This is a genomic window from Bifidobacterium ruminantium DSM 6489, from assembly GCF_000770925.1.
GTDB classification, from domain to species: domain Bacteria; phylum Actinomycetota; class Actinomycetes; order Actinomycetales; family Bifidobacteriaceae; genus Bifidobacterium; species Bifidobacterium ruminantium.
Genome location: NZ_JDTK01000001.1, coordinates 92,194 through 117,117, shown reverse-complemented (window position 1 = coordinate 117,117; position 24,924 = coordinate 92,194). Strand labels below are relative to the sequence as shown.

Below are 24,924 nucleotides of genomic sequence, written 5' to 3'. Positions count from 1 at the left end.
CCAGCACAATGCCATCGCCGACAGCGAAGCAATCACAATCCACGAATCGGTCGCAGGATGGGGCCGTATCCGTGGCAGCCGGAGATGGAGGTGCCTCCGGCAGGCTCACGCCTAAAAACGCCTTGCTTGGTCTGCAGCACGTGCTTGTGTCGAACGTATGGCTCGACCCGGTGTTCGTGGCCGGAGCGATCGGTCTTCCTCTGGCGTTGTCGTCGAATATGGTGAACGCCATTTTCATCGTGTCCGGTTTGGTCACGCTCATCCAGGCCACCAAGCTGGTGCGCCTTCCCATCGTGCAGGGTCCTTCGGCAGCATTCGACGCGCTGATGATTGCAGCGGGCACGGCAGGCTCTCTTGCCGCGGCGGGCACGTCCATCTTCATCAGCTCGCTGATCTTCCTCGTGCTGTGCCTGACACGCGTGATAGAGAAGCTACGGTTTCTGTTCGCTCCGATCGTATCGGGCGTGGTCATCTTCCTCGTTGGCGTGTCGCTGTCGAGCTTCACGCTGAGTGAATTCCTTGGCGGAGCGCCTGGCGACAAAGGTTTCGCCGACCCGAAGACCTTGGCCGTCTCCATAGTCACCTGCGTTCTTGTAGTGGCGCTCTCCCAATTCGGCAAGGGCATGGCGAAAGCGTTGTCGTATCTGATCGCACTGGTTGTGGGAACGGCGATGTCGCTGGCGTTCGGCATGGCGGATTTCTCCGAAGTGTCGTCCAAGCCGTGGTTCGGCCTGCCGAAATTCATGCCATATGGCGGTTTCGATTTCAACGCGGCGGTTTTCGTGCCTTTCCTCATCGCATACCTGGTGGCCATCATGGAGGCGCTCGGCGTATATCAGGCCGCCACGGAGATTCAGGGAACGAAGCTTGAGAATCGTCAGGTGCGCTATGGGCTTGCCGGCGAGGCTGCGGGATCGGCTATCTCCTCGCTGATTGGCGGCTTCACCACCACCGCATATCCGCAAAACGTCGCGTTGCTCAAGGTCACCGACGAAGGCAGGACACGCACCCGTGTGCCGGTGATCATCGCAGGCGTGGTGTTCGTGGTCCTGGGATTCATTCCGAAGGCCGGCGCGGTACTTTCTCTTATCCCGTCCCCTGTGATCGGCGGCATCTTCCTACCGGCCGCGGCCAGCCTTATCAGCACCGGCTTCAACACGCTGCGCAAAGTGGAAGGCAACGATCGCAACCAAGTGGTGATAGGGCTTTCCCTGCTGCTCGGCATCGCCCTGCCGAACGCGCTCAGCGGACTCGAGGGCGGAGCGCATGTGTTCTTCTCGAACTCGATCCTGGTCGGAGCCTTCAGCGTGGTGATTCTCAAGGCGCTCATCATCGATCTGCCGGATATGATCGCACGACGTGCAAGGACGGCGGAACGCACGAATCAAACGGAATAATCGGCACAGCCACGGCATCGGAATTGCATATAAGGACATACGAAAGGGACACCACATGGAGACACAGCAATCGCAGAAATCTGCAACACTCGACGAGCAGAAGGCGGACATCAAGCGGGAGGTGCTTGACTTCATATCACGATACGGTTGCGACAAAGCGCCGGATGATGCGTTCGACAGGCTGGCCAGACGCATCTTCTCCTTCCAGTTCGAGCATAATCTCCCCTACCGCGCCTACTGCATGTCCAAACGCGTGACTCCGCAGACGCTCTCCAGCTGGATGCGGATTCCGCCCATGCCGGTCGACGGCTTCAAGATGCTGACGCTCACCTCCGTGCCGGAAAATGATTGCGAGGCCGTGTTCACCACCAGCGGCACCACGCATCCCGGTCAACGTGGCCGCAATTTCCATCCCGATCTTGAGGTATGGGACGAATCGATGATCGTGCCGTTCAGGCATTTCATCATGCCCGACCGCGAGCGCATCCGCATCGCGGTGCTCTCCCCCGCATGGGATATGAACAAGCATTCGTCGCTATCACGGTATCTGACCCGTGCCGTTCAGGAGTGCGGCGCCGACGGCAGTGGCTTCTTCTTCCATGAGGATGGTCTTGATTTCACCGGTGTCGAGCGTTTCCTCGACAAGGCTTCAGCCGACAATGAGACGGTGATGCTGATGGGCGCGTCTTCGGCCTACCTGTATCTGCTGGATTATCTGGACAAGCAGGGCAAGGCCTATCGTCTCGCAGCCGATTCGCGCATATTCGACACGGGCGGTTTCAAAAGCACCCGCACCGATATGACCGTCGATGACCTGTATGCGGCGTTCGGACGCGTGTTCGGAGTACAGCGCACGCATTGTGTGAACATGTACGGCATGACGGAGTTGAGTTCCCAGATCTACGACCAGAACATCCTGTCCTATTACACGGACGGTTCGTCGAATTATCTGAAGGAGACGCCGTCATGGGTGCGTTCGGTGTTCCTTGATCCGGCCACGCTCACGCCGGTCGCTGATGGAAAACAAGGTGTGATCGCGCATTGCGATCTGGCGAATTGGAATTCCTGTCTGGCGATTCTGACGGAGGATCTGGGCGTGCGCACCGAACACGGCTACGAGCTGAATGGCCGTGCGAAGGGTGCCGAGGCGCGCGGCTGCTCGATCACCGTCGACGAGGTGATGGCGGCCAACGCATGAGCGTCATCGATGTTTTCCACGCGCCTCGCGATTTCACGTTCTCCGATTTCGGCACGCGTGACGTCTCACTGTCTGACGGCGATACGGTGATGTTGCGTTTTCCCCGGCTTGATGCCTCCACGGTGCGCGCATTGGCCGATTCGGTGCGTCGGCATCGCGAGGAGACGTTGGCACGGTATTCCACGGATAGGATCGTGAACGCCATCGCGCAGGCGGTCGAATTGTGGACAGACCCATCGTACTCGGAACGCAGGCTCGCGGAGCATCTCATTCCCGCGATCACCGGCTACGACGCCTCCATGGTGCGTATCGAATTGAAACGGTACATGCGCATGTTCCGCAGACGTGAGCTGCTGCGTTTCGTGGATGACGAGTTGGATTGCCCGCAGATGCTTGACGAATACCGTCCGAACCGTTCGGGCGGATACACGCGCCTATATGGTCCGGAACTGTCGTTCCATGTGTTCTCCAGCAATGTGCCGGGCATTCCGGTATGGAGCATGACGATGTCCCTGCTGACGAAAAGCTCGATTCTCGGCAAATCGTCGTTCGACGAGCCGCTGATGCCGGTGTTGTTCGCCCGTTCCCTGGCAAGCGTCGATCCTGATATGGCAGATGCTTTGGCGATCGTGCCTTGGCGTGGCGGCACCGTGGATTTGGAGGATGCCGCGATTGGCGAGGCGGATGTGGTGGTCGCGTACGGTTCGTCGCACACCACCGAGGCGATTCGCCCGCGCGTACGTGCCGGAAAGCCTTTCCTCAGCTACGGCGCGAAAATCGGCTTCGCTTTAATCGGACATGAGGCTCTCCGCGCGGACCTGTATGCCGATACCGTTCACCGCATGGCCATCGATGTCGCCACATATGATCAGCAGAGCTGTCTGGCGCCGCAAACCATGTTCGTGGAACGCGGCGGCGCCGTGCCTCCCGCCCATGTCGCGGAACTGCTCGCCTGCGAACTGGAATCCCAACAGCGTAAATATCCCCGTTCCACACCTTCCGAGGAGGAATCACTGGCCATCCAGCGGCTTCGTTCGGCAGTGCAGATGAAAGCCCTGATGCTGGGTGCAGGCCCGCTGGCCGGCGCCTGCGAATCCGATGATGATTCCATGGCGTCGGACGACCCGTTCGTCATCCAATCACGTTCGGACACCGATTGGACGGTACTGTACTATCCGTCGGTCGGCATGGCCGATTCCCTCTCCACGCCGTTGAACCGCACCATCAACGTCGTGGCGGTGGATCACGTGGAGGACGCGCTGCCGGTTTTGCGTCCCTACACGCAATGGCTGCAGACCTGTGGTGTGGCATTGGAGCCGGACAGGCTGTTTGCGGTTGCGCAGCGCGTCGGCGCCATGGGCATCGATCGCATATGTCCCCTTGGCGAGATGAATCGTGCGAAATCTGGATGGCATCATGATGGCGGCTTCAATCTGCTTGATCTGGTGCATGCGGTCGACATCGAACGCAACACCGACGTGTACTGCGACGGTTTCGACATGGATGTCGAGTGATTCCATCCATGTCATCCCGTAAAAAACTTCTTCCTCGAATCGAAAGGAATTCCCATGCAGCACTCTGATCTTCTGCCATTGGATGGACGTGTGGCTGTGGTGACGGGCGCGAGCCGCGGCATCGGCGCGGCCATCGCGCGACGTCTGGTCCGAGCCGGAGCATGCGTGGTCATCGACTATGTCAGCGATGACGAGCGCGCGCAACAATGCGCGCGACATATCATGGACGACTGCGATGCGGCCGGACGCGTGATCACCTGCAAGGCCGATGTCACCGACGCCGGACAGGTACGGGACATGGTCTCCACCACAGTCACCACGTTCGGCGGATTGGACATTCTCGTCAACAACGCGTTCGCGCACTACTCGTTCGATCCGCGCAACCGCAGGACCTTCGACGCGATCGGGTGGAACAATTACGCGGCACAGCTGGAGGGCTGTCTCAAAGGCGCGTACAACACATGCGAGGCGGTGCTGCCACAGATGAGACGTCAGGCGGGCGGACGCATCATCAACATCTCCAGCAACCTCGTGGACTCCCCCATCGTCCCATACCACGACTACACCGCGGCGAAAGGCGCGCTTGTCGGATTCACCCGCTCTCTGGCGCAGGAGGCAGGCGCGTGGGGCGTGACCGTGAACGCCATCGCCGCCGGTCTCACCGTGGGCACCGATTCAAGTCGGGCCACCACCGAGGACGTACGGGAACAAATCATCAAATCCACTCCGATGGGCAGACTCGCCACCGCCGATGACATTGCCGGAGCCGTGGCCATGCTGGCCGGCGATGACGCGGCGTTCATCACCGGCCAGACCCTGCATGTCGACGGTGGCCTTGTGATGCGTTGACCGGACGGAGAGCCGCAGGAACACGGAAGCATGCGGGTATAGTGGTGCGTTGGTCTGAACGTCGGTGCCGCACGGCGCGGGCCTTCACAGTCACGACATGCCCACCGGCAAGGAGGAAACATGAACATCACCGTGTATCTCGGCGCGCATGAAGGCAATGATCCGTCCTACAAGAAAGCCGTTGAGGAATTGGGCGCATGGATCGCGGACAGCGGCAACCGTCTGGTGTACGGCGGATCCAACGAGGGGTTGATGGCGAATATCGCCGATGCCGTGCTGTCCCACGGCGGCAAAGTAACCGGCATAGAGGCACAAATGTTCGCGGACCGAGGTGTCGCGCACGCGGGACTGACCGAATTGGTCATAGTGACGGACATCACCGAGCGTCGCACGCGCATGATCGAGCTTGGCGATGCGTTCATCGCCTTTCCCGGCGGCACGGGCACTTTGGAGGAGATCAGCGAGGTCGTGTCGAAAATCTGCCTCGGACAGTTGTCCCAGCCGTGCGTTTTCTATAATCTCAACGGCTTCTACAACGATATGAGGGCTTTCCTGCAACGGATGGTGGATTCGGGATTCTCCACCGCCGAACGGCAGCAAGGCATCTATTTCGCGTCCAACCTGGCCGAAATCGAACGAATCATCGCCAATCCCCGCATATAAATCGCCTCGGCGCCGAATCCATGTGACAGGAAATCACGCCACCGGCAGCACCGCGTGCAGAACCGTCATGATCACCAATCCGATGACCGCGGTGACGGTCAGCGAGAAGCCGGCGAGCTTGGCGTTGCCGGTCAGCGAATCGGTGAATTTCGTGGAGAAGATCGTCACCGGAGCGAATGCGGCCAACACCACGATTTCGCGGACACGCTCGTCAAGCGGCAGCAGGAACCAAGCGGCCAATGCGATGATGATGCTGAACAGGAAACGCCATGCGATGACCTTGCCGAGTTCCGAACGGTCCTTGTGGTTGTCGGGAATCTCCATCATGAGACCAATCATAGCCATCGCGGCGAACGCATTGGCATTGGCGAACGGCGTGATAAGCGTGACGATCCATTGCGGCACGGTCCAACCGGCGAACATGAACACCAGCATGAGCATGTAGCAATCGAACGAAATCGACGAATAGAAGTCATGGGCGATGTTCTTGATTTTCAGGCTCAACGGCAGGTTTTTGGTCGGGCTTCCCAAATGCAGCAGCGAACGGGTGATAGTCAGGGATGCGGCGGTGGCTATGATGGCGTTGCCGATATCAAGCATGATGACCGGCAGACCGGCGCTCGGCCCCATGAAGGTCTGTACCACCGGCAGACAGAACGCGCCGATGTTCAATCCGGACGCGTTAAGCATCTGGTAGGCGCGATACCGCGGCTCATCGCCATGCGACCCGAAGTACACAATGAACAACGGGATCATGCAGGCGAACAATCCGAACACCACCAGCCACAGCAGGTTCATCGGATGCTTGTTCGTGGCGAAGCTCATCACGATGGCGCAAGGCAGGGTGAGGTTGAATACCAAGCCCTGCACCACTTTATAGGATTTGTCCGAGAAGATGTGGATGCGTTTGAGCAGATAGACGCTGATGATGACGAGTAGCAACGATCCGCTTGGAACAACATATGGCCGAGTATAGGAGCATGCTTGGCATATCGTATGTGGAACGGACACAATGTGACCGGGAATGAAGCGTCATGTCCTGACGTTTTCCTTTTGTCAACACGTTCTTCGTAAGGTGGATTAATACGTTCGACGCGTCGCGAGGACTTGTTACGGTTGAAAAATCAGCGAGATATGCAAGCCGCGAACGTTTGGAGAGGTGGTTCGGTTTGGATCAAAGCGAAGTCCAACCTCAATTCGATGACGTCGACGGATTCGCGCATGTCTTCGATTCGACGCTTCCCGAGGATGAGTGGAAGATTCGCCTGCCGCGGGAGCTTGGATTGCGGGCGCGGGAACGGGCCAAACATGATGGCATCACCCTCACCGAGCTGACCCGCAGGGCGCTCGAACGTGATCATCCTGACGGGAGCTCCGACGCAGTAGGCCTTGGGCGTATGCCCAAACAGGGTAGCGGACGCGAACAGCTCGGCGATGAGTGGAAGATCAAGCTGCCCTATGAGTTGGGGCGTAAGGCACGCGAACAGGCCAAAAAGGATGGAATCTCCTTAAGCTCGCTCGCCCGTAGAGCGGTCACCGGCTTTCTCGAGGCACGCGACTCGGAGGAGCGTCCGCTGTTCTGACAAAACGATGGGGCGCATGCCCGGTGAAAACCCGTGGCATGCGCCCCATCATCGCGATTACTAACGCTACTTGCGCTTCTTCTTCTCGCGCACGTTCACCGAAATCTGGATCGGCGATCCTTCGAAGCCGAATTCCTCGCGCAGGCAACGCTCGATGTAACGGCGGTAGCCATGCTCAAGGAAACCTGTGGCAAAGATCACGAAACGTGGCGGACAGGTGGAAGCCTGGGTGGCGAACAGGATACGAGGCTGCTTGCCGCCACGCAGCGGATGCGGATGCGCCGCCTGAATCTTACCAAGGAACGCATTGAGCTTGCCGGTCGGAATACGCTTGTCCCATGATTTCAGAGCTCCGCGCATGGCGTTGGCCAGCCGGTTGGTATGCCATCCGGTCTTCGCCGACAGGTTCACACGTTGCGCCCAGGTCACACGGTTGAACTCGGTTTTCCACAGGCGTTCCATGCGCTGACGGTCGAAATCGTCCATCAGATCCCACTTGTTGAATACGAGCACGATGCATCGTCCCGCATCCACGGCCTGGCTCATGACCTTCAGATCCTGATCGGAGATTGGTTGGGACGCATCAAACAGCACCAAGGCGAGTTCGGAACGCTCAATGGCGGCCTGCGTACGCAACGATGAGAAATATTCCGCGCCGGACAGCTTGTGCAGGCGGCGTTTGATGCCGGCGGTATCGATGAACAGCCAATCCTCACCGTCGACGGTGACGACCTCATCGACCGGATCACGCGTGGTGCCGGCCAGATCATTGACAACGCTACGCTCCTCATGGGCCAACTGGTTCAACAGGGACGATTTGCCGACGTTTGGACGACCGACCAACGCCACTCGGCGCAGATGGGACGGCGTAAGGAAACCGGAGGTCTTTTCGGCCTTCTTCAACGAATCGAGCGCGGCATCCAGCAATTCGCCGATGCCTCGGCCATGCATGGCGGAGATGCCGTACGGCTCCCCCAGACCCATCTTCCAGAATTCGGCGGTCAGATATTCGCTTTCGCGATCATCGACCTTGTTCACGGCAAGCGTCACCGGCTTGCCGGCGGCGCGTAGCATTCTGACGATGCGTTCGTCAGTGTCAGTGAGACCGACGAGACCATCCACCACGAGAATCACGGCGTCGGCCAGCTGAACCGCGATCTGCGCCTGGGATGCGATGGCGGATTCGATGCCTTCCACATCGGCTTCCCAACCACCTGTGTCGACCAGCTTGAAATCGGTTCCGCACCATTCCGCGTCATAGCTCACACGGTCACGGGTCACTCCCGGCGTGTCCTCCACGACGGCGGCACGGCGGCCGAGGATGCGGTTCACCAGAGTGGATTTGCCTACGTTCGGACGCCCCACCACGGCGAGCACTCCGACCGGCTTCGGCCCATTCTGACGTTCGCCGCCGGAGAACGCTGTTCCATCGATCAGAGCCTCATCGCCCTCGTCAAGGTCGTATCCTTCGAGGTTGGAAACGTACTGACGGTATTCCTGCTCCTCGATGGCGTCGTCGACGATGCGGATCAGCACGTCGAGCGTCTCGCCGAAATCGAGGTCGGAATTATCGACGGTCAGCACACCTTCCGCGGCGGAAGTGAAATTCGTGACCTTCGAATCGGCCTTATCACGGGCCGCGACGTTCTCCGCGCCCACACCGGAGGTGGACTGTCCACTGCGGCGAGCCTGGCGCACTTCCTCACGGGCAGTGAGCAGGACGCGGACTTCGGCATCGGGAGCGACGACGGTGGTGATGTCACGGCCTTCCGCGACTACGCCGGAACCTTCAGAGAAGGAGTCGGAGGATGCCTCGCGTGCAATGTAGGCGCGCTGCGCGGCGATCAGGACGTGGCGGACCGGAATGATGTTCGATACCTTGGACACATGCGAGGAGACCTCGGAAGAACGTATCGCCTCGCTGATGTCCTCATCGTCGGCATACACCTTCGGATCGTCCGGATCGACGCTGATGTCGAAATGGCCGTCGGTGAAGAACTCCCCCACCGTCTCGGTGATGAGCTGCTCATCGACCGTCTCGGCATCCAAATCGATGCCCTTGTGCATGCACCACCAGGCGCATGCGCGGTACATGGCTCCCGTGTCGAGATACGCGAAGCCATAATATTTGGCCAATGCCTTGGACGTGGAGGACTTGCCGACGCCGGCGGGGCCATCGATTGCTACGCGGATCACAGGCCCACCGCCTTGGACAGGGAGCGGACCTCGGTCTGCGACAGCACACGGTACGTGCCGCTCTTCAAATCACCGAGCTTGATCGGACCGATCTGGGTGCGCACCAAGCGCCTCACCGGGAAACCAATCGAGCCGAAGATACGACGCACAATACGGTTTTTGCCGGAATGCAGCACAACCTTGACCAGCGTGCTTTCCCGATTGGCGTCAAGAATCGCACAGCGGTCGAGCTTGATCCAGCCATCATCGAGCTTCACGCCGGTCGTGACGAGACGACGGCACACCTGGCCGCTGATACGGCCTTCCAGCGTGGCGATGTAGGTTTTCTCCACCTCATACTTGGGGTGCATGACGTGCTGGCTCAACTCACCGTCGTTCGTCATGAGAATCAAGCCTTCCGAATCATAGTCCAGACGACCCATATGGAAGATACGCTCGTACTTGTCGCCCACGATGTCGCGTAGGGTGTAACGTCCCTTCGGATCCTCCATGGCACTCAGTACACGCTTCGGCTTGTTCAATGCAAGCGTGACATGGTTCGGGTTCACACGGACGCGGGAACCGTCGACACGCACCTCCTGGTGCTTCGGATCGACGCGGGTGCCGAGTTCGGTGACCAGCTCGCCATCAATCTCAACACGCCCGTCGGTTATGATCTCCTCGCATTTGCGACGAGAGCCGAACCCCGCCTGGGCAAGAAGCTTCTGCAGGCGAATGCCCTCATTATCGTGATTGTGCGCCTTGGCGGCGCGAGAATATGCGTTTGGCATCGTTCTCCCAACGTGGCCGGATAATACTTATAGGGACTGCTGGTAGTATGGCAGTCGTTCGGCGATTTTCAAAAACCGTAACGTATCCATTATATGACAGAGGAAAGACTATGACTGCTGTTGAAGCAACGTCCATAACAGAGGAAGAACAAAGCAAGCCACTGGCTCTGCGCGTCGGCGCGGAGCTGGTCGGAAGCTTCATCGTCTGCTTCGCCATCTACTCGATCTGCACGTTCGGTTCCGCGATCTACGGCGTGAACATGGCGTTCATCGCGCCGTTGACCGGATTGGCGTATGCCGCCGTCACCATGATGTTCGGTGCGGCCTCCGGGGCTCAGTTCAACCCTGCGATCTCCATTGCGTCCATGCTTGTTGGCAAAACCCGCGTGCTCGATGGAATTCTCTACATCATCGCCCAGGTTCTGGGCGGCATCGGCGCAGGCGCTGCAACCCGTTTTCTGTTGCCGACCTCCGAGCAGGTGACGTTGAAGATCTGGATGACGCCGGTAATCAACGGTTTCGACAAGAACTCCGTCTCCTACGCCACGCTCGGTAGCTACGGCGTATCCTTCAGCATCACCCTTGCCATTGTCGTCGAGCTTATCGCCGGCATCATCATCGTCGCGACCGCACTGAACACCACCGGCACGGACGGAAAGTCAAACACCCAGCACGCCATCGCCATGGGATTCGCCTACGGTGTTGGCGCCGCGATCACCTACCCGGTCACCGGAGCCGCGCTGAATCCGGCGCGCGCCACCGGCATCGCCATCTTCGCCCAGAACCAGGGTCTTTCCCAAGAGCCGCTCCAGCAGCTGTGGGTCTTCTGGATCTGCCCGATTCTCGCAGCCGCCGTCGTCGCTCTGGCCGCCATCGTCGTGTCTATCATCGGCGCAAAGAAAATCGCTTCGAAATCCGAGCAGGATTTCGAAGCGATTGAAAACGCCATGGACGACGACGCATCAGGCGATGCCGACGGGCACGAGGGCGAGCAGGATGAACAGTCCGACGCCCAGGCCGATGCCGATGAAAGCGTCGAAGCCGACTGAGCGCACCTTCCAAGGACTTCGTTCACGCAATACGAGTCGAACCAGTCCCGTAACGATGGCCGTCACCGCAATCACCACGGTGGCGGCCTTCGTGTATCCGATGATCGCCAGCACCGCGGCCACAACCACCATCGACGCGACGATCCATTCGAACCAAGGCTTGCCCTCATGGTCTTCGGAAACATAGGGATGACTCATATCTCAGGCCTTTCGCTGTATATCGACGTGTGGACGTGTGCCCAGACATAAAAAACAAACGTAATCATAATAGTGAAATGTGGCGTCCGAAACCAACACATGGTTTCGGACGCCACATTATTTACAACATCATATGTCCACTGACATTAGGCAATGGACATATGACTGACTCAGTGGAAGAAGTGGCGCGTGCCGGTCACGTACATGGTGACGCCGGCCTTGCGGGCCGCCTCGAACACTTCCTCGTCACGAATGGATCCGCCAGGCTGCACAATGGCCTTGACACCGGCGTTGATCAGAATCTCGGCGCCATCGGCGAATGGGAAGAAGGCATCGGACGCCGCCACCGCGCCCTTGGTGCGGTTGGCGCCGTCAGCCAGCGTGTTGGCACGTTCGACGGACAGGTTCGCGGAATCCACTCGGTTGACCTGGCCCATGCCGATGCCGACAGTCGCCTGGTCATGTGCGATGAGGATGGCGTTGGATTTGACGCAACGGATAGCGCGCCATGCGAATACCAGATCCTTGACGGTTTCGGCATCGGCGGGTTCGCCGGACACCAGCTTCCACGCGTTCGGATCATCGCCCGGAGCATCGATCAGATCGGTGGACTGCACCAGCAGGCCGCCGTCGATCTGACGGAACTGGGTCTTGGTCTTCGGCGGCTCGGACACCTTCAGGATACGCAGATTCTTCTTCTTGGTCTTCAGCAGCTCGAGCGCGTCCGCATCATAGTCAGGTGCGACGATGACTTCGGTGAAGATCGGACGGACACTTTCGGCCATTTCCATGGTGACCTTGCTGTTGGCGGCGATCACGCCACCGTATGCGCTCATCGGATCGCAGGCATGCGCCTTCTTATGCGCCTCGGCGACGGTCGCTCCGATGGCCAGACCGCACGGGTTGTTGTGCTTGACGACGGCGACCGCGATCTGCGGGGCGAAATCCCACACCGCACGCCATGCAGCGTCGGCATCGACGTAGTTGTTGTAGCTCATCGGCTTGCCGCCCAGCTGCTCGGCATGGGCGAAACCGTTCTGGTCGAGCGGATCCAAGTACAGCGAAGCCTGCTGATGGGGATTCTCGCCGTAGCGCAGCACATGCGCTCGATCCCAAGTGCGGGTGAACGTGGCCGGGAACTTGGCTTCGTTCACTTCGCTCTCGCCCTCAGTGGCCGTCTCCTGGATGGAAGCCGGCTTCGTCCAATGCTTCGAGGTCCATTCGTTGATGGTGGCGTCATACGCCGCAGTATGGGCGAACGCCTTCCCGGCAAGCCAGCGACGTTCCTCGAGAGAGAAGCCCTCACCGCTCTCGATGCGGGAGGCGACAAGCGCATAATCGTTCGGATCGGTGATGATGGCGACGGTGGCGCTGTTCTTCGCCGCGCCACGCACCATGGACGGACCGCCGATATCGATCTTCTCGATGGTGGCGGCCTCGTCGGCTCCGGATCGAACCGTGTCCGCGAACGGATACAGGTTGACGACCACTAGGTCGAACGGCTTGATGCCGAACTTCTCGAGCTGCGCGGCATGATCGGGATTGGTCATGTCGGCGAGGATGCCCGCGTGGATATGCGGGTCGAGCGTCTTGACGCGGCCATCAAGGCATTCCGGGAAACCGGTGACCTCGGAGACCTCAGTCACCTTGACCCCCAACTCAGCCAGACGTTTCGCGGTGGAACCGGTGGAGACCACCTCGGTGCCCGCTTTGATGAACGCCTTGGCGAGAACCTCGATGCCTTCCTTATGGAAGACTGACACCAGAGCCCTTCGTATCGGTCGATTCGTTGTTGTCACCCTGATCCTCCTTGTTGTTGTTTTTCGAGGAGACCGTGCGTGACGCACGTGTTTCCTCACGACTGGTTTTCGTGGAAGCGGAAACTACGTCTCCCCTTCCTTGTTCGCGAATACGCCTTATCATCCAGCGTACGGCGAAAAATATGGATACGGCCACCAAAGTCAGGAGCCATGCGGAAAACAGACCGACGGCGGTTGGCTGTCCCACTTTGCGTGTCGATGCGATCACGTCGACACCCACATGCGCAAGATGCTTCGTACCCAGTCCTCCATTGCTCAAGGAGAACAATAGGCTGGAAGTCACGGACACCACGGCGCTTGCTATTGAGAAGGCCGCGATGGGATATGCGAAGCTCATCACGACGTGCCTGACATCGATGTCCTGTTCGGAACCACCTATCCTGATGTGGAAACCCTTATTGAACAGCATGACGACCATGCCCATCACGAACGCAGCCGCCACAGGGATGCACATCAGAGCGATCCTCACCCAATTCGTCTCGACCGTCTGCGGAAACAAGCCGAATATCGGCAACGCGGGAAGGCCGGTACCTTGGCCACTCCATAATGTGAACTCCGCCAAGTCGCCGATGGAGAAGCCCGCGCCGAAGGCCCAGGACACAGCCCAAATCATCAGATTGGGAAGCCATGCAAGCATGCTGATGGTGGTGAGGATACGCGACCCGTTCTGCATGCCGGACAGCTCATAGAGCCTTGCCACGGCCGACTGGTTGCTGACCGCCCAAAAGCTGACTGCAATCAGTCCAACGACCAGATACACTGCGACAAGCAGCAATCCCAATACGACCCCGATGACCACGGTTCTGCGGACGGGCGATGAGACATGCCGGGTGAGCCATGCCATGCAATCCCTTGTTCTTTCAGACTTCGGAATAGCCGCAATGGCATAACCAATAGCGAAGACGATGGCGTCTTTGAGGAGAATCATCGCCATCAAATCGACAAGACCGACATCGACGCTTCTCACGAAGAAGACGTTCATCAGCTCCCAAAGCACCAGTCCAGAGACAAAACCACGCCAGTTCGTGCCGAAACGCCCCGCCACCTGCCTGACTAGTGCGATAAGCAGCAACGTGAGCAGCAATGGAATGATCGTCAGTGTGATGGCGCCGGACTTGAAACCGGTTCCCTGGCTGAGCAGAATCAATGCCTCAGTCAGGGAAATGGAGAGGGCGGAAAGATTGTCCCCGCCCTCTTCCATGGAAATGACCAGAAGCATCAATGCCATATAGCAACCGAGGGCAACGGCATAGATAATCATGGACGTTGCCGCTACGGCAAGCCCCTTCAGCCAATACTTCAGGTTCGTCATCATAGCGAATGGGAAGCGAGCACCTCTCGCATGATCTCAGCGGTCTGTCCTGGCGTGCGTCCGACTCTGATACCGACGGCCTCCAGAGCTTCCTTCTTGTCCTGCGCGGTGCCTTTGCCTCCGGAGACGATGGCACCCGCATGCCCCATCTGCTTGCCTTCCGGCGCGGTGAAGCCCGCGATGTACGCCACGACCGGCTTGGTCATATGTTCGGAAGCCCATTTCGCGGCGTCCTGTTCGGCGTTTCCTCCGATTTCACCGATCATGACGACGGCCTTGGTCGCTTCGTCGTTTTCAAAGGCTTCCAGAGCCTCCTGCAGCGTCGTTCCAACGATGGGATCGCCACCTGCGCCCAAGCATGCGGTGAATCCGATATCGGACAATTCCCCCATCAGCTGATAAGTCAGCGTGCCGGACTTGGATACCAGACCCAGCGGGCCGCGGGATACGATGCCATCTGGAATGATGCCGAGATTGCATCCGTGCGCTTCCGCGGAGGACGGCAAGGTCAGCAGACCTGGACAGTTCGGTCCGATGATGCGCACTCCCTTGCGCAGTGCGAGTTCGACGAAATACGCGCTGTCCGCGACCGGAACACCTTCGGTGATGACCACGATCAGTTCGATGCCTGCTTCGATAGCCTCGACGACAGCGTCTTTGGCGAAACGCGGCGGCACAAACACGACGCTCGCCTTGGCACCGGTAGCGGCGATGGCTTCCGAACAGTCGGCGAACACATGGATGGTGGCGTCTTGGCCATCCTTGGCCTTAGGGAACGTGACATCCAATCCCGCTTTGCGGGCGTTGACGCCGCCGACGATATTGGTGCCCGCCTTGAGCATACGCGCGGTATGAGTCATACCCTGATGCCCGGTCATACCCTGCACGATGACGGGAGCGCCATCTTCAATGAAAAGTGCCATGTTCAGCGAACCTCCTTGCCGTTGGCCGCGAAACGCGCAGCCTGTTGTGCGGCTTCTTCCATGGTTTGCGCGACGTGCAGATTGCCACGGTCGGCCTGGGACAGGATGCGCAGGCCTTCCGCAGCCGCGTTGCCGTCGAACCGCACGACGATAGGCTTGCTGCTGCCAAGCTCATCAAGAGCTTCAAGGATGCCCTTCGCCACCTGCTCGCAGGAGGTGATGCCTCCATACACGTTGATGAACACGGATTCGACCTGCGGGTCGGACAGCACGATCTCAAGGCTGTTCGACATGACTTCCGCGGAGGCGCCGCCTCCGATGTCGAGGAAGTTGGCCGGCTTGACATTCGTGCCCTGATCCTCTCCCGCCCCGGAGACAGCATCCAAGGAGCTCATGACGAGACCGGCTCCATTGCCGATCACGCCGACGGAGCCGTTGAGGTGCACGTAATGCAGACCGTGCTCGCGCGCCTTCTGCTCGAACGGATCGGTGTGAACCGGATCCGCGAAACGCTTCCAACCGTCATGGCGGAATGCCGCATTGTCATCGAGGGAGATCTTGGCGTCCAGCGCGCACAGCGACTTGGAGGATTCATCATCCGGGTCGCCGATCTTGGCAAGCGGGTTGATCTCCACCAATGTGGCGTCGTTCTCCTTGAAGCATCGCCACATCTTCAGCAGAATCTGCGCGGCCTGATCGACATCTGCATGGTAGAAGCCGATGCTTGCGGCCATCTTGGTGGCCGCTTCGAGGTCGAAATCCTCAAGCGCGCTGATATGAAGACGTTTGACGGATTCCGGATGCTCCCTGGCAATCTCCTCGACCTCCGTGCCGCCATTGGCGGTGGCCAGAACATCGAAGTCTCGTGACGACCGATCCACGGAAATGGAGACATAATACTCGTGGAGAATGTTCTTGGCCTCGGCTACCAGCACACCACTGACTTTGTGCTTGTGAATGGTCATCGGCAGGATGTCCTCGGACGCGAGGATGGATTCGTCGCGGTTCTTGGCGAGTTTGACGCCGCCAGCCTGGCCACGATGTCCGATCTTCACCTGCGCCTTGATCACATTGGGGTAACCAATCTGGTCGGCCGCCTCGGCCACTTCATGGGAGTTCTGGGCGAATATTGCCTTCGGCGTCGGAATGCCCTGCTCCTCGAGCAGCTCCCTGGCCTGGTACTCATAGAGATCCATGGATCATTATTCCCTTTGTTTGTGTTTTGTTGTTGACGAAGCCATCGGTCAGGCCGGCATGCGGACCAGTGAGCTTGACGGATAGGAGCCCAGTGATTCCATGCCGTTGATACCGATAAGCTCCATGACGAAGCTGAAGCCCGCAACCGTGCCCCCGCATTTCTCGATCAGGCTGCGCGCGGCATTGGCGGTTCCGCCGGTGGCGATCAGATCATCGACGATCAGTACCCGCACTCCCTCATGAATCGCGTTGGTTTCGATTTCCACAGACGCCTGTCCGTATTCAAGGTCGTAGCTTTGGGACACGGTTTCCGGCGGCAATTTACCCGCTTTGCGAACCGCGATGAATCCTTTGCCAAGGCGAGCGGCCAGCGCGGGACCGAACAGAAATCCTCGTGCCTCCAAACCAGCCACCACGTCGAAATCATCAGCGGAGACGGGAAGCGCGGCCTCGAGCGCATCCATCAGAATGCCGAATGCCCGCGCATCAGCCAATGCCGGCATGAAATCGCGGAACAGAATGCCTTCCTTCGGAAAGCCCGGAATAGTGCGTATTTTCGATATAAGATATGCTGCGTCTTCGGCTCCGACCTTGCTCAAACCCGAGACAGTGATATCCGATGATGCCATGACAGTGGTTTCCTTCTACCTTGGTTTACGGCACTTTGAATTATAGGTTTCCTCCGCGAAAAAGAACGGCGAAAATCCCGAAAATGAGATTTTCGCCGTTGGGCATGTCCAGCAATCAGTCTTTTTCCCCTTCAACGGGCATCTGCTGCACAGATTCGACGTCCTGCACGGTTTCGTCGTCGATTGGCTCCTGCGCCGGCTGGTCGTCCTTGGGAAGCGGATTGCCATTCTCATCGACCTCGTCATCATGGACGTAGGCCGGACGGACATACTCGCGGCTGATGGCGTTGAAGCCGAAACGCAGCTGGGAGCCTTCAGAGTCGATGACGATCTCCTCATACTCGGTGTCCACGGAAACGACCTTGCCGATAATGCCACCGATGGTGATGATCTCCGTACCCGGCTGCAGATTAGAACGGAAGTCCTTGCGCTCGGCCTGCTGCTGCTTGGCCTTCTTGGACTGCCAGAACATCAGGCCGATCATCACGACCAAGATGACGATGAAAAACAGGGAGTTGGGATCCACAGCACACTCCTTATATCGAAGGGTTATCACGAGGGGGACGCAAAATCCGACCGGACAACGAGTCTATGCCGTCTTATTGACATCGAACCGTGAATCGTCAGGCGTGAGGCCAAGATGCTTCCACGCCTTGCGCGTGGCCACACGCCCCTTGGGAGTACGGATCAGAAAACCCTCACGCACCAAGTACGGCTCGCATACCGTTTCCACGGTCTCCGATTCCTCGCCCACCATCGCCGCCAGATTGTTCAGGCCAACCGGACCGCCGTTGAAATTGGTGACGATGGCTTTAAGCACTGCGATATCCAAACGGTCCAGGCCTTCGGTGTCAATCTGATAGAGGGCCAGCGCCTCCTTGACGTCATGAGGACGCACCGATTCGAGATCATGCACGATGGCCCAATCCCTGACACGCCGCAGCAGACGGTTAGCAATTCGAGGTGTGCCTCGAGAACGCATGGCCAGCTGCCGTGCGGCGCCGTCCTCCAATTGGATGCCCAGCACCGCGGCGGAGCGCTCGATCAGTTTCTCAAGCTCCTCATGAGGGTAGAAGTCGAGATGCGCGGTGAAACCGAAACGCGCGCGTAACGGGGATGGCAGCATGCCTTCCCTGGTGGTGGCGCCGACAACAGTGAATCTTGGCAAGGTCAGTGGAATGGAGGATGCTCCAGGCCCCTTGCCGACCATCACATCGACACGGAAATCCTCCATGGCAATATACAGCAGTTCCTCGGCTGCGCGGGGCAGACGATGGATCTCATCGATGAAAAGCACCTCGCCCGCATCCAGCGAGCTCAGAATCGAGGCAAGGTCTCCGGCATGCTGGATGGCGGGACCTGAAGTAATGCGGATCGGAACGCCCAATTCGTTGGCCACGATCATGGCCAACGTGGTTTTACCAAGCCCAGGAGGACCGGCAAGCAGTATGTGGTCCGGAGGCACGTCGCGTTTGCGGGCAGCGTCGAGGAACAATTGCAGCTGCGCCTTGAGCCTGGGCTGGCCGATGAATCCGTCAAGGACGTGAGGACGCAACTCCTCGTCGCTGACCGGTTCGTTACCGACTGGCGAGGCGGAAACCATGCGGAGCGATTCCTCGTTCGCACCGGTATTCAGCTGTTCAAGTGCGTCAGTGTTCTCCATATCGGTCTTCCTCACCTGCCCCTGTCCAGAGACGCCAATGCCAGTTTCAGCACGCGGGGCACGTCCTCTGCGTCCAATGGTGTCTCGATCTGATTGTCGGCACATGCCATCCGAACCGCTTCGGCGGCATCCTGCTGATGCCAGCCCAGCGACATCAGCCCCTCGACCACCTGCTCCGTACCGGCGTCCCCGGAAGAGACCCCAGCATTGGAGGATCCTTCGATCTGGCTGAGGTCAATCGACCCCTTCAGCTCGAGGATGATTTTCTGAGCGCCCTTCTTGCCCAGCCCCGGAGCCTTGGCCAACGCTGTGGCGTCGCCGTCGGCCACCGCGCGCGCCAACCTGTCGGGCGGCAATGTGGACAGCAACGACAGCGCGACCTTGGGGCCAATGCCACTGACCTTCTGCAGCTGCAGGAACATCCGCTTCGAAGCCATGGTGCCGAAGCCGAACAGCGTGATGGCATCTTGGGACACATTCAACGAAGTGTAGACCCTGACATCCTGTCCGGCATGGATGGAAGCCAGATCCGCCGACGGCATCCTGACCTCATATCCGACTCCGCCGACCTCGATGAGAGCCGAGACTGCGTCGACCGAATCCACACGGCCGTGAAGCATGCCAATCATCGCGGATTACTCCTTCGAACAAATCTAGAACATCTGTTCGATACAGCCTACATGCCTCTACGGACGCCCTGTCTGCGTGCTGCTTTCTGCGAAGCCTGAGCCCACTGACGTTGCGCCGCCGTAAGATGCTGCTCCCGTTCGCCGCCCTGCAATGCGCCGGCCGGTCGCAGCGCGTGGCATATCGCGATCGCAAGCGCATCCGCCGCGTCCGCGGGTTTCGGCAACGCATTCAGCCCAAGTATGCGCGCCACCATGCGCTCCATCTGGATTTTCTCGGCTTTGCCGTTGCCAGTAATCGCAAGCTTTGATTCAGTAGGCGTATGCAATGCCACGGGAATACCGCGCTGCGCCGCGGCCAGCATGGCCAATCCAGCAGCCTGCGCGGTGCCCAGCACCGTATTGCGGTTCTCCTGAGCGAAAACACGCTCGATGGATACCGCGTCCGGCACGAATCGTTCTATTTTCTCCACCAGTCCGTTGTAGATGGCCAGAAGTCGAAGATCCTGCGACGTCTTGGGATCGGATCGCACCACATCCACGTGGATAAAAGAAAGCCGGCGGTATGCGCCGGCTTCGATCACGCCGACCCCGCAGCGCGTCAGCCCGGGATCGACGCCAAGAATAATCACGATGGATTACTCCTCATCCAGTTGGGCCATGACCTCGTCGGAGGCAGTCCAGTTGGAATAGATGTTCTGTACATCGTCCAGATCGTCAAGATTGTCGATAAGCTTCGAGACCTTCTGGGCGTCCTCGAGGCTCAGCTCCACCTCGGTCTTCGGCATCATGACCAGATCCGCGGAATCGTAATCGAATCCGGCGTCCTGCAGAGCCTTGCGCACGTCGATCATGTCGGAAGGATCGGTGATGACGGTGAACACCTCGCCGTCATCGGTCACATCCTCGGCGCCAGCCTCGGCGGCCTTCTCGAACAGATTGTCGAAATCAACGCCTTCAGCCGGGACGACGATCTGGCCCTTGCGCTCGAAGTTGAAGCTCACGGAACCGGTGGTCGCCAAGGAGCCATTGCCCTTGGTCAGAGTGGAACGCACATCGGCGGCCGCACGGTTGCGGTTGTCGGTAAGGCATTCGATGATCAGACCGACGCCTGCCGGGGCGTAGCCTTCGTACACGATGTCCTCATAGTTGGCGCCGCCCGCTTCCTCGCCGGAACCACGCTTGACGGCACGCTTGATGTTGTCGGCCGGCATGGAAGCCTTCTTGGCCTTGTAGATGGCGTCGTACAGGGACGGATTACCGTCAGGATCGCCACCACCCATACGTGCTGCGATCTCGATGTTCTTGATCAGCTTGGCGAACAGCTTGCCGCGCTTCGCGTCGATGGCGGCCTTCTTGTGCTTGGTGGTCGCCCACTTGGAATGACCTGACATAATGCTCCTAGGCAGGTTGCGGATATTTCAAACGAGACGATTCTAAAGCGGTTCGCAGACAAAGTATAGGATTCAGACCTTCGGCATTTCGCTGCGCGGAACCATTGTCGGCGTTTTCCGGATCACGGCATTCAACGCCGGTATGTTTTCTCACCGACGGACATCTGCCGACGGGCTTCGAATATCCGCTGAAGCATGGTGACCAGTCCCAATACGGCCAGCAGCACCATGGCTATGGTCAGCCACACCCCCTGTCGGGTCAACCCGGTGACGGCCATGCCCACCAGAATGATCACCAGACGATCCGCACGCGTGGCCACGCCGTTCCTCACCTCGTAACCGACGGATTCGGCCCGGGCACGGGCGTAGGAGGTAACGAACGACGTCATCACGGCCACGGCCGCCGCCACGACGCCGATCATGCCCACATAATCTGGAACTCCATCGGATCCCGTGTGCCACCAATCATCGTGCAACACGAAGAAGAGGATCACCCCAACAAGCATCGCCCAATCGGCGATACGGTCGAGCGTGGAGTCAAGGAACGCACCGAATTCGGTGCCACCCGTGGTGAGCATCGCGATCGAACCGTCCAAGGAATCAGCGAGCACCAGCAGGGTCAGTACCACCGCTCCCCCGAAAAGCCAGCCGGTGATGCCGGTCGCTATGGCTACGACGATGGTTCCGATGGCTCCAATCACAGTTACCGCGTTGGCGCTTAGCCCTATGGCGATCAGCGCCTTCGCGATTGGCTCGATTAGTTTTTTGAATGGGGCACGGAGATGTTCGAGCATTACGCATACTTCCTTCGATGAAAACACGGAACGGCGTGCAAACCCCGCAATCGAGGTTTGCACGCCGTTCCATCAAATCATGGTCGCATCACAGCGAACCGGTTGCCGTCAATCCACGCTCAGTCGGCGAGGGCGGCCTTGAAATCGTCGACGTTGTTGACCTGAACACGCTTCTTGATAACGGTCAGGATATTCGCCTTCGCCTCGTCGACAGGCACGCCGTTAAGCTGGCTGCCGTCACGGAAACGGAAGCTCACCGCGTTGTTGTTTGTGTCCTCCTCGCCGACGATGAGGATGAACGGCGCCTTGGACTTGGAAGCGTTGCGGATCTTCTTGCCGAAACGATCATCGGACAGGTCGATCTCGCAGCGGACGGTCTCCTCCTCCAGGCTGGCGATGAACTTCTGCAGGTGCGGGGCGAATTCGTCCGCGACCGGCACGCCAAGCACCTGGACGGGGGCGAGCCATGCCGGGAAGGCGCCCGCATAATGCTCGAGCAGCACCGCGAAGAAACGCTCGATGGAACCAAACAGCGCACGGTGAATCATCACCGGACGCTGGTGGGTGCCGTCGGCGGCGATGTACTCGAGCTTGAAGCGCTCAGGCAGGTTGAAGTCGAGCTGGATGGTGGAGACCTGCCAGGTGCGGCCAATCGCGTCGCGTGCCTGCACGGAGATCTTCGGGCCGTAGAACGCGGCGCCGCAGGGATCGTCGACCAGTTCCAGACCGGACTCCTTGGCAACCTCGGCCAGCGTGTTGGTGGCTTCCTCCCAAATCTCGTCGGAGCCGACGTACTTGTGCGGATCCTTGGTGGACAGCTCCAGATAGAAGTCATCCAGGCCGAAGTCCTTGAGCAGTCCCAGCACGAAGTTGAGCAGGCTCTTGAGCTCGTCCTTCATCTGGTCACGGGTGCAGTAGATGTGGGAATCATCCTGAGTCAGGCCACGCACGCGGGTCAGACCGTGAACCTCGCCGGACTTCTCGTAACGGTACACGGTGCCGAACTCGAACAGTCGCAGCGGAAGCTCGCGGTAGGAACGCTGACGGGACTTGAAAATCAGGTTGTGCATCGGGCAGTTCATCGGCTTCAGGTAGTAGTCGAAGCCCTGCTTGATCACATTGCCGTTCTCGTCCTTCTCCTCGTCCAGACGCATCGGCGGGTACATGCTGTCCTTGTACCACTGCAGATGGCCGGAAGTCTCATACAGGCCACCCTTGGTGATGTGCGGGGTCTGCACGAAGCTGTAGTGATGCTTGCGGTGCATCTCGCGGGAGTAATCCTCCATAGCGTTGATGACGGCGGCACCCTTCGGGTGGAAGACGGCCAGACCCGGACCAATCTCATCCGGGAAGGAGAACAGATCCATTTCGGCGCCAAGCTTGCGGTGGTCGCGCTTCGCGGCCTCCTCCAGACGGGTCTGGTAGGCCTTCAGATCCTCCTTGGTGGCGAATGCCGCACCGTAGATGCGCTGCAGCATAGGGTTCGCCTCGCTGCCACGCCAGTATGCGGCGGCGGAACGCTCAATCTTGAACGCCTTGATGTAGCGGGTGTTCGGCAGATGCGGGCCGCGGCACAGGTCCTTCCAGACCACATTGCCGTCACGGTCGACGTTGTCGTAGAAGCTCAGTTCCTTGCCGCCGATTTCAGTGGAGGCTTCCGGATCGAGGTGGGCCTCCTTGTCCTTGATAAGCTCGAGCTTGTAAGGCTGATCGGCCTCTTCGGCGAGGGCTTCCTCCTCGGTCACCACGCGGCGGCGGAAGGACTGGGAGGACTTGATGATGCGCTGCATGCGCTTTTCGATCTCTTTGAGATCCTCCGGAGTGAACGGGGTGTCCACATCGAAATCGTAGTAGAAGCCGTCCTTGATGACCGGTCCGATGCCGAGTTTGGCGTCAGGACGGATTTCCTGTACGGCCTGGGCCATGACGTGGGTCGCGGAGTGGCGCATGATGGCCACGCCGTCCTCGCTATCGAGGGCGATGGGCTCCACAACGTCGCCGTCGTGCAGCTCGGTGTAGAGGTCGCGAGGTTCGCCGTTCAGACGAACCGCGATGATGTTCTTGTCATCCGAGAAGAGCTGGACGCCGGTCTGGTCTGCCGCCACCTCCTTCGCTTCGCCGTTGAGTGTGATGGAGATGGTCTGTTCAGCCATGAGATGTCCTTTGCTATCGGGGTCCGCGTTACCAATGTGCAGGCCTGGACTAAATATCAACGATGAACAAGATAAAGGCGAGTGCAGACAACGGCGCGTTCCCCCTGCGGGCGGGGTCTCGATGCTGGACGAACGTTGTCGGGCAATCGACCCGCATCGGTTTCACTGGCCGACTACATGCGCGTATGTATATTGTGGAGCCTGACGTGTCGACTTGATCGTCACCTTATCCGAAGGATCGACGGACACCGTGGCGCCATATTTCACCTTGAGCCTCGAACCTACGCCACCAGCGAGATTGACCGCATTTTGCAGATTATCGATATCACCGATCGCACGAATGGTGTATGGCGCCTTCAGCTTGGTGCCGTCGCAAACGAGTCCGCTTGAAGTGTCGCTGATGTAGGTACTGGTGACCACGCGCACATTGTTGATCTCGATTACCTCGGCGCCGCTGTTGCGCAATTCCTCAAGCAGGGTGAACAGGACCGCGGCATCAATCTTCTGTTTGTCGCCCTGCGAGATGCGGATAACCACGCCTTCGCCGGTGGCCGCAAGGCGTCCGGAAAGTATGCCGTTCGTCTGCGCATTCTGGCGGGCGATTTCCGCGGCTTTCTCGTTCTTGTCGGCGGTGTCCTTCAATGCATTCAACTGGCTGGAAAGCTCGTTCTTGCGCTGCTCGAGCTTCTGAACCTGGGTGCTTGTCTCGCTGATGAGCTTGGTCAGTTCGTCCTCGCTCATCGTCTCGTACGTGGATGTGGTGTTATTCACCTGGATGGCGTAACCGAAGCCCAGCAATGCGCACAGCACTGTGACGAGGATGCTGGAATACAGTCTGGCACGGGTCGTCTTCGCGTCAAGGACGATCCGTTTCGTTTTGGATTTGACCATGGGGAACGCGCCGGTCTGTGTGTTGTCGTTGTTCTGATCCTTGACAATCTGCTCATGAATCTTGGACAGCACGTCCTTATTGTTTTCGTTATGCGCGGACATACC

At 59.0% G+C, this 24,924-nt stretch carries 24 protein-coding genes; 7 read left to right on the top strand and 17 right to left on the bottom strand.

What is annotated here, in order from left to right:
* Window positions 1-71: 71 nt before the first annotated feature.
* The 5 genes from OU26_RS00530 to OU26_RS00510 all read left to right on the top strand — a co-directional run bounded on the left by OU26_RS00530 (window position 72) and on the right by OU26_RS00510 (window position 5,621).
* Window positions 72-1,397 (top strand): solute carrier family 23 protein, encoded by a 1,326-nt coding sequence (locus OU26_RS00530; RefSeq protein WP_033498795.1) that lies wholly within the window; start codon window positions 72-74, stop codon window positions 1,395-1,397.
* 55 nt (window positions 1,398-1,452) lie between these two features.
* Entirely contained in the window at window positions 1,453-2,595 is a 1,143-nt protein-coding gene (locus tag OU26_RS00525) for a LuxE/PaaK family acyltransferase (RefSeq protein WP_026645962.1), read from the top strand.
* Window positions 2,592-4,109 (top strand): acyl-CoA reductase, encoded by a 1,518-nt coding sequence (locus OU26_RS00520; protein WP_026645961.1) that lies wholly within the window; start codon window positions 2,592-2,594, stop codon window positions 4,107-4,109. Before OU26_RS00525 ends, OU26_RS00520 begins: the two co-directional genes overlap by 4 nt.
* A gap of 54 nt (window positions 4,110-4,163) precedes the next feature.
* The gene (locus OU26_RS00515; protein ID WP_026645960.1) at window positions 4,164-4,958 is read left to right on the top strand and encodes an SDR family oxidoreductase; all 795 of its coding nucleotides are present in this window, start codon (window positions 4,164-4,166) and stop codon (window positions 4,956-4,958) included.
* 120 nt (window positions 4,959-5,078) lie between these two features.
* Window positions 5,079-5,621, top strand: a complete 543-nt coding sequence (locus OU26_RS00510) for an LOG family protein (protein ID WP_026645959.1) — start codon at window positions 5,079-5,081, stop codon at window positions 5,619-5,621.
* 33 nt (window positions 5,622-5,654) lie between these two features.
* Here the strand turns inward: OU26_RS00510 and OU26_RS00505 are convergent, their stop codons facing one another.
* Entirely contained in the window at window positions 5,655-6,563 is a 909-nt protein-coding gene (locus tag OU26_RS00505) for an AEC family transporter (RefSeq protein WP_026645958.1), read from the bottom strand.
* Between the two features lie 227 nt (window positions 6,564-6,790).
* On the opposite strand from OU26_RS00505, the gene OU26_RS00500 reads away from it, so the two are divergent.
* Entirely contained in the window at window positions 6,791-7,204 is a 414-nt protein-coding gene (locus OU26_RS00500) for a hypothetical protein (protein ID WP_026645957.1), read from the top strand.
* Between the two features lie 66 nt (window positions 7,205-7,270).
* Here the strand turns inward: OU26_RS00500 and der are convergent, their stop codons facing one another.
* Together der and OU26_RS00490 are read right to left on the bottom strand one after the other, a co-directional pair.
* The gene (der, locus tag OU26_RS00495; RefSeq protein ID WP_026645956.1) at window positions 7,271-9,400 is read right to left on the bottom strand and encodes a bifunctional cytidylate kinase/GTPase Der; all 2,130 of its coding nucleotides are present in this window, start codon (window positions 9,398-9,400) and stop codon (window positions 7,271-7,273) included.
* A complete protein-coding gene (locus OU26_RS00490) occupies window positions 9,397-10,170 on the bottom strand; it encodes a pseudouridine synthase (protein ID WP_026645955.1) in 774 nt (257 codons plus the stop codon). The genes der and OU26_RS00490 overlap by 4 nt, the downstream gene beginning before the upstream one ends.
* Window positions 10,171-10,280: 110 nt before the next feature.
* Here OU26_RS00490 and OU26_RS00485 point away from each other — a divergent pair, with 110 nt between their 5' ends.
* Window positions 10,281-11,219, top strand: a complete 939-nt coding sequence (locus tag OU26_RS00485; RefSeq protein ID WP_026645954.1) for an MIP/aquaporin family protein — start codon at window positions 10,281-10,283, stop codon at window positions 11,217-11,219.
* On the opposite strand, the gene OU26_RS00480 is transcribed toward OU26_RS00485, so the two are convergent.
* The 14 genes from OU26_RS00480 to OU26_RS00415 form a co-directional block, all read right to left on the bottom strand.
* Window positions 11,133-11,417 (bottom strand): hypothetical protein, encoded by a 285-nt coding sequence (locus OU26_RS00480; RefSeq protein ID WP_026645953.1) that lies wholly within the window; start codon window positions 11,415-11,417, stop codon window positions 11,133-11,135. The two genes, OU26_RS00485 and OU26_RS00480, sit on opposite strands and share 87 nt — an antisense overlap.
* 170 nt (window positions 11,418-11,587) lie before the next feature.
* On the bottom strand, window positions 11,588-13,216 hold the full coding sequence (purH, locus tag OU26_RS00475; protein WP_026645952.1) for a bifunctional phosphoribosylaminoimidazolecarboxamide formyltransferase/IMP cyclohydrolase: 1,629 nt from the start codon (window positions 13,214-13,216) through the stop codon (window positions 11,588-11,590).
* Entirely contained in the window at window positions 13,164-14,552 is a 1,389-nt protein-coding gene (locus OU26_RS00470; protein ID WP_026645951.1) for a cell division protein PerM, read from the bottom strand. The genes purH and OU26_RS00470 overlap by 53 nt, the downstream gene beginning before the upstream one ends.
* Complete coding sequence (sucD, locus tag OU26_RS00465; RefSeq protein ID WP_026645950.1) at window positions 14,549-15,472, bottom strand: succinate--CoA ligase subunit alpha; 924 nt, start codon at window positions 15,470-15,472, stop codon at window positions 14,549-14,551. The genes OU26_RS00470 and sucD overlap by 4 nt, the downstream gene beginning before the upstream one ends.
* Window positions 15,473-15,474: 2 nt before the next feature.
* Window positions 15,475-16,668 carry an ADP-forming succinate--CoA ligase subunit beta gene (sucC, locus tag OU26_RS00460; RefSeq protein WP_026645949.1) on the bottom strand — a complete coding sequence of 398 codons (1,194 nt, stop codon included), beginning with the start codon at window positions 16,666-16,668 and terminating at the stop codon, window positions 15,475-15,477.
* 48 nt (window positions 16,669-16,716) lie between these two features.
* Window positions 16,717-17,298, bottom strand: a complete 582-nt coding sequence (locus OU26_RS00455) for an adenine phosphoribosyltransferase (protein WP_026645948.1) — start codon at window positions 17,296-17,298, stop codon at window positions 16,717-16,719.
* Between the two features lie 115 nt (window positions 17,299-17,413).
* Window positions 17,414-17,824 carry a preprotein translocase subunit YajC gene (gene yajC / locus OU26_RS00450; protein WP_374042511.1) on the bottom strand — a complete coding sequence of 137 codons (411 nt, stop codon included), beginning with the start codon at window positions 17,822-17,824 and terminating at the stop codon, window positions 17,414-17,416.
* A gap of 63 nt (window positions 17,825-17,887) precedes the next feature.
* On the bottom strand, window positions 17,888-18,961 hold the full coding sequence (gene ruvB / locus OU26_RS00445) for a Holliday junction branch migration DNA helicase RuvB (RefSeq protein WP_026645946.1): 1,074 nt from the start codon (window positions 18,959-18,961) through the stop codon (window positions 17,888-17,890).
* An 11-nt stretch (window positions 18,962-18,972) separates the two neighbouring features.
* Window positions 18,973-19,590, bottom strand: a complete 618-nt coding sequence (ruvA, locus tag OU26_RS00440; RefSeq protein ID WP_026645945.1) for a Holliday junction branch migration protein RuvA — start codon at window positions 19,588-19,590, stop codon at window positions 18,973-18,975.
* A gap of 47 nt (window positions 19,591-19,637) precedes the next feature.
* Window positions 19,638-20,219 carry a crossover junction endodeoxyribonuclease RuvC gene (gene ruvC, locus OU26_RS00435; RefSeq protein WP_026645944.1) on the bottom strand — a complete coding sequence of 194 codons (582 nt, stop codon included), beginning with the start codon at window positions 20,217-20,219 and terminating at the stop codon, window positions 19,638-19,640.
* 6 nt (window positions 20,220-20,225) lie between these two features.
* Entirely contained in the window at window positions 20,226-20,981 is a 756-nt protein-coding gene (locus tag OU26_RS00430; protein WP_026645943.1) for a YebC/PmpR family DNA-binding transcriptional regulator, read from the bottom strand.
* Window positions 20,982-21,112: 131 nt separating this feature from the next.
* Window positions 21,113-21,775, bottom strand: coding sequence for a phosphatidylinositol phosphate synthase (pgsA, locus tag OU26_RS00425; RefSeq protein WP_026645942.1), 663 nt, complete (start codon window positions 21,773-21,775; stop codon window positions 21,113-21,115).
* Window positions 21,776-21,894: 119 nt separating this feature from the next.
* Window positions 21,895-23,928 (bottom strand): threonine--tRNA ligase, encoded by a 2,034-nt coding sequence (gene thrS / locus OU26_RS00420; RefSeq protein ID WP_026645941.1) that lies wholly within the window; start codon window positions 23,926-23,928, stop codon window positions 21,895-21,897.
* A gap of 162 nt (window positions 23,929-24,090) precedes the next feature.
* Window positions 24,091-24,921 carry a DUF881 domain-containing protein gene (locus tag OU26_RS00415; protein ID WP_026645940.1) on the bottom strand — a complete coding sequence of 277 codons (831 nt, stop codon included), beginning with the start codon at window positions 24,919-24,921 and terminating at the stop codon, window positions 24,091-24,093.
* Window positions 24,922-24,924: the final 3 nt, after the last annotated feature.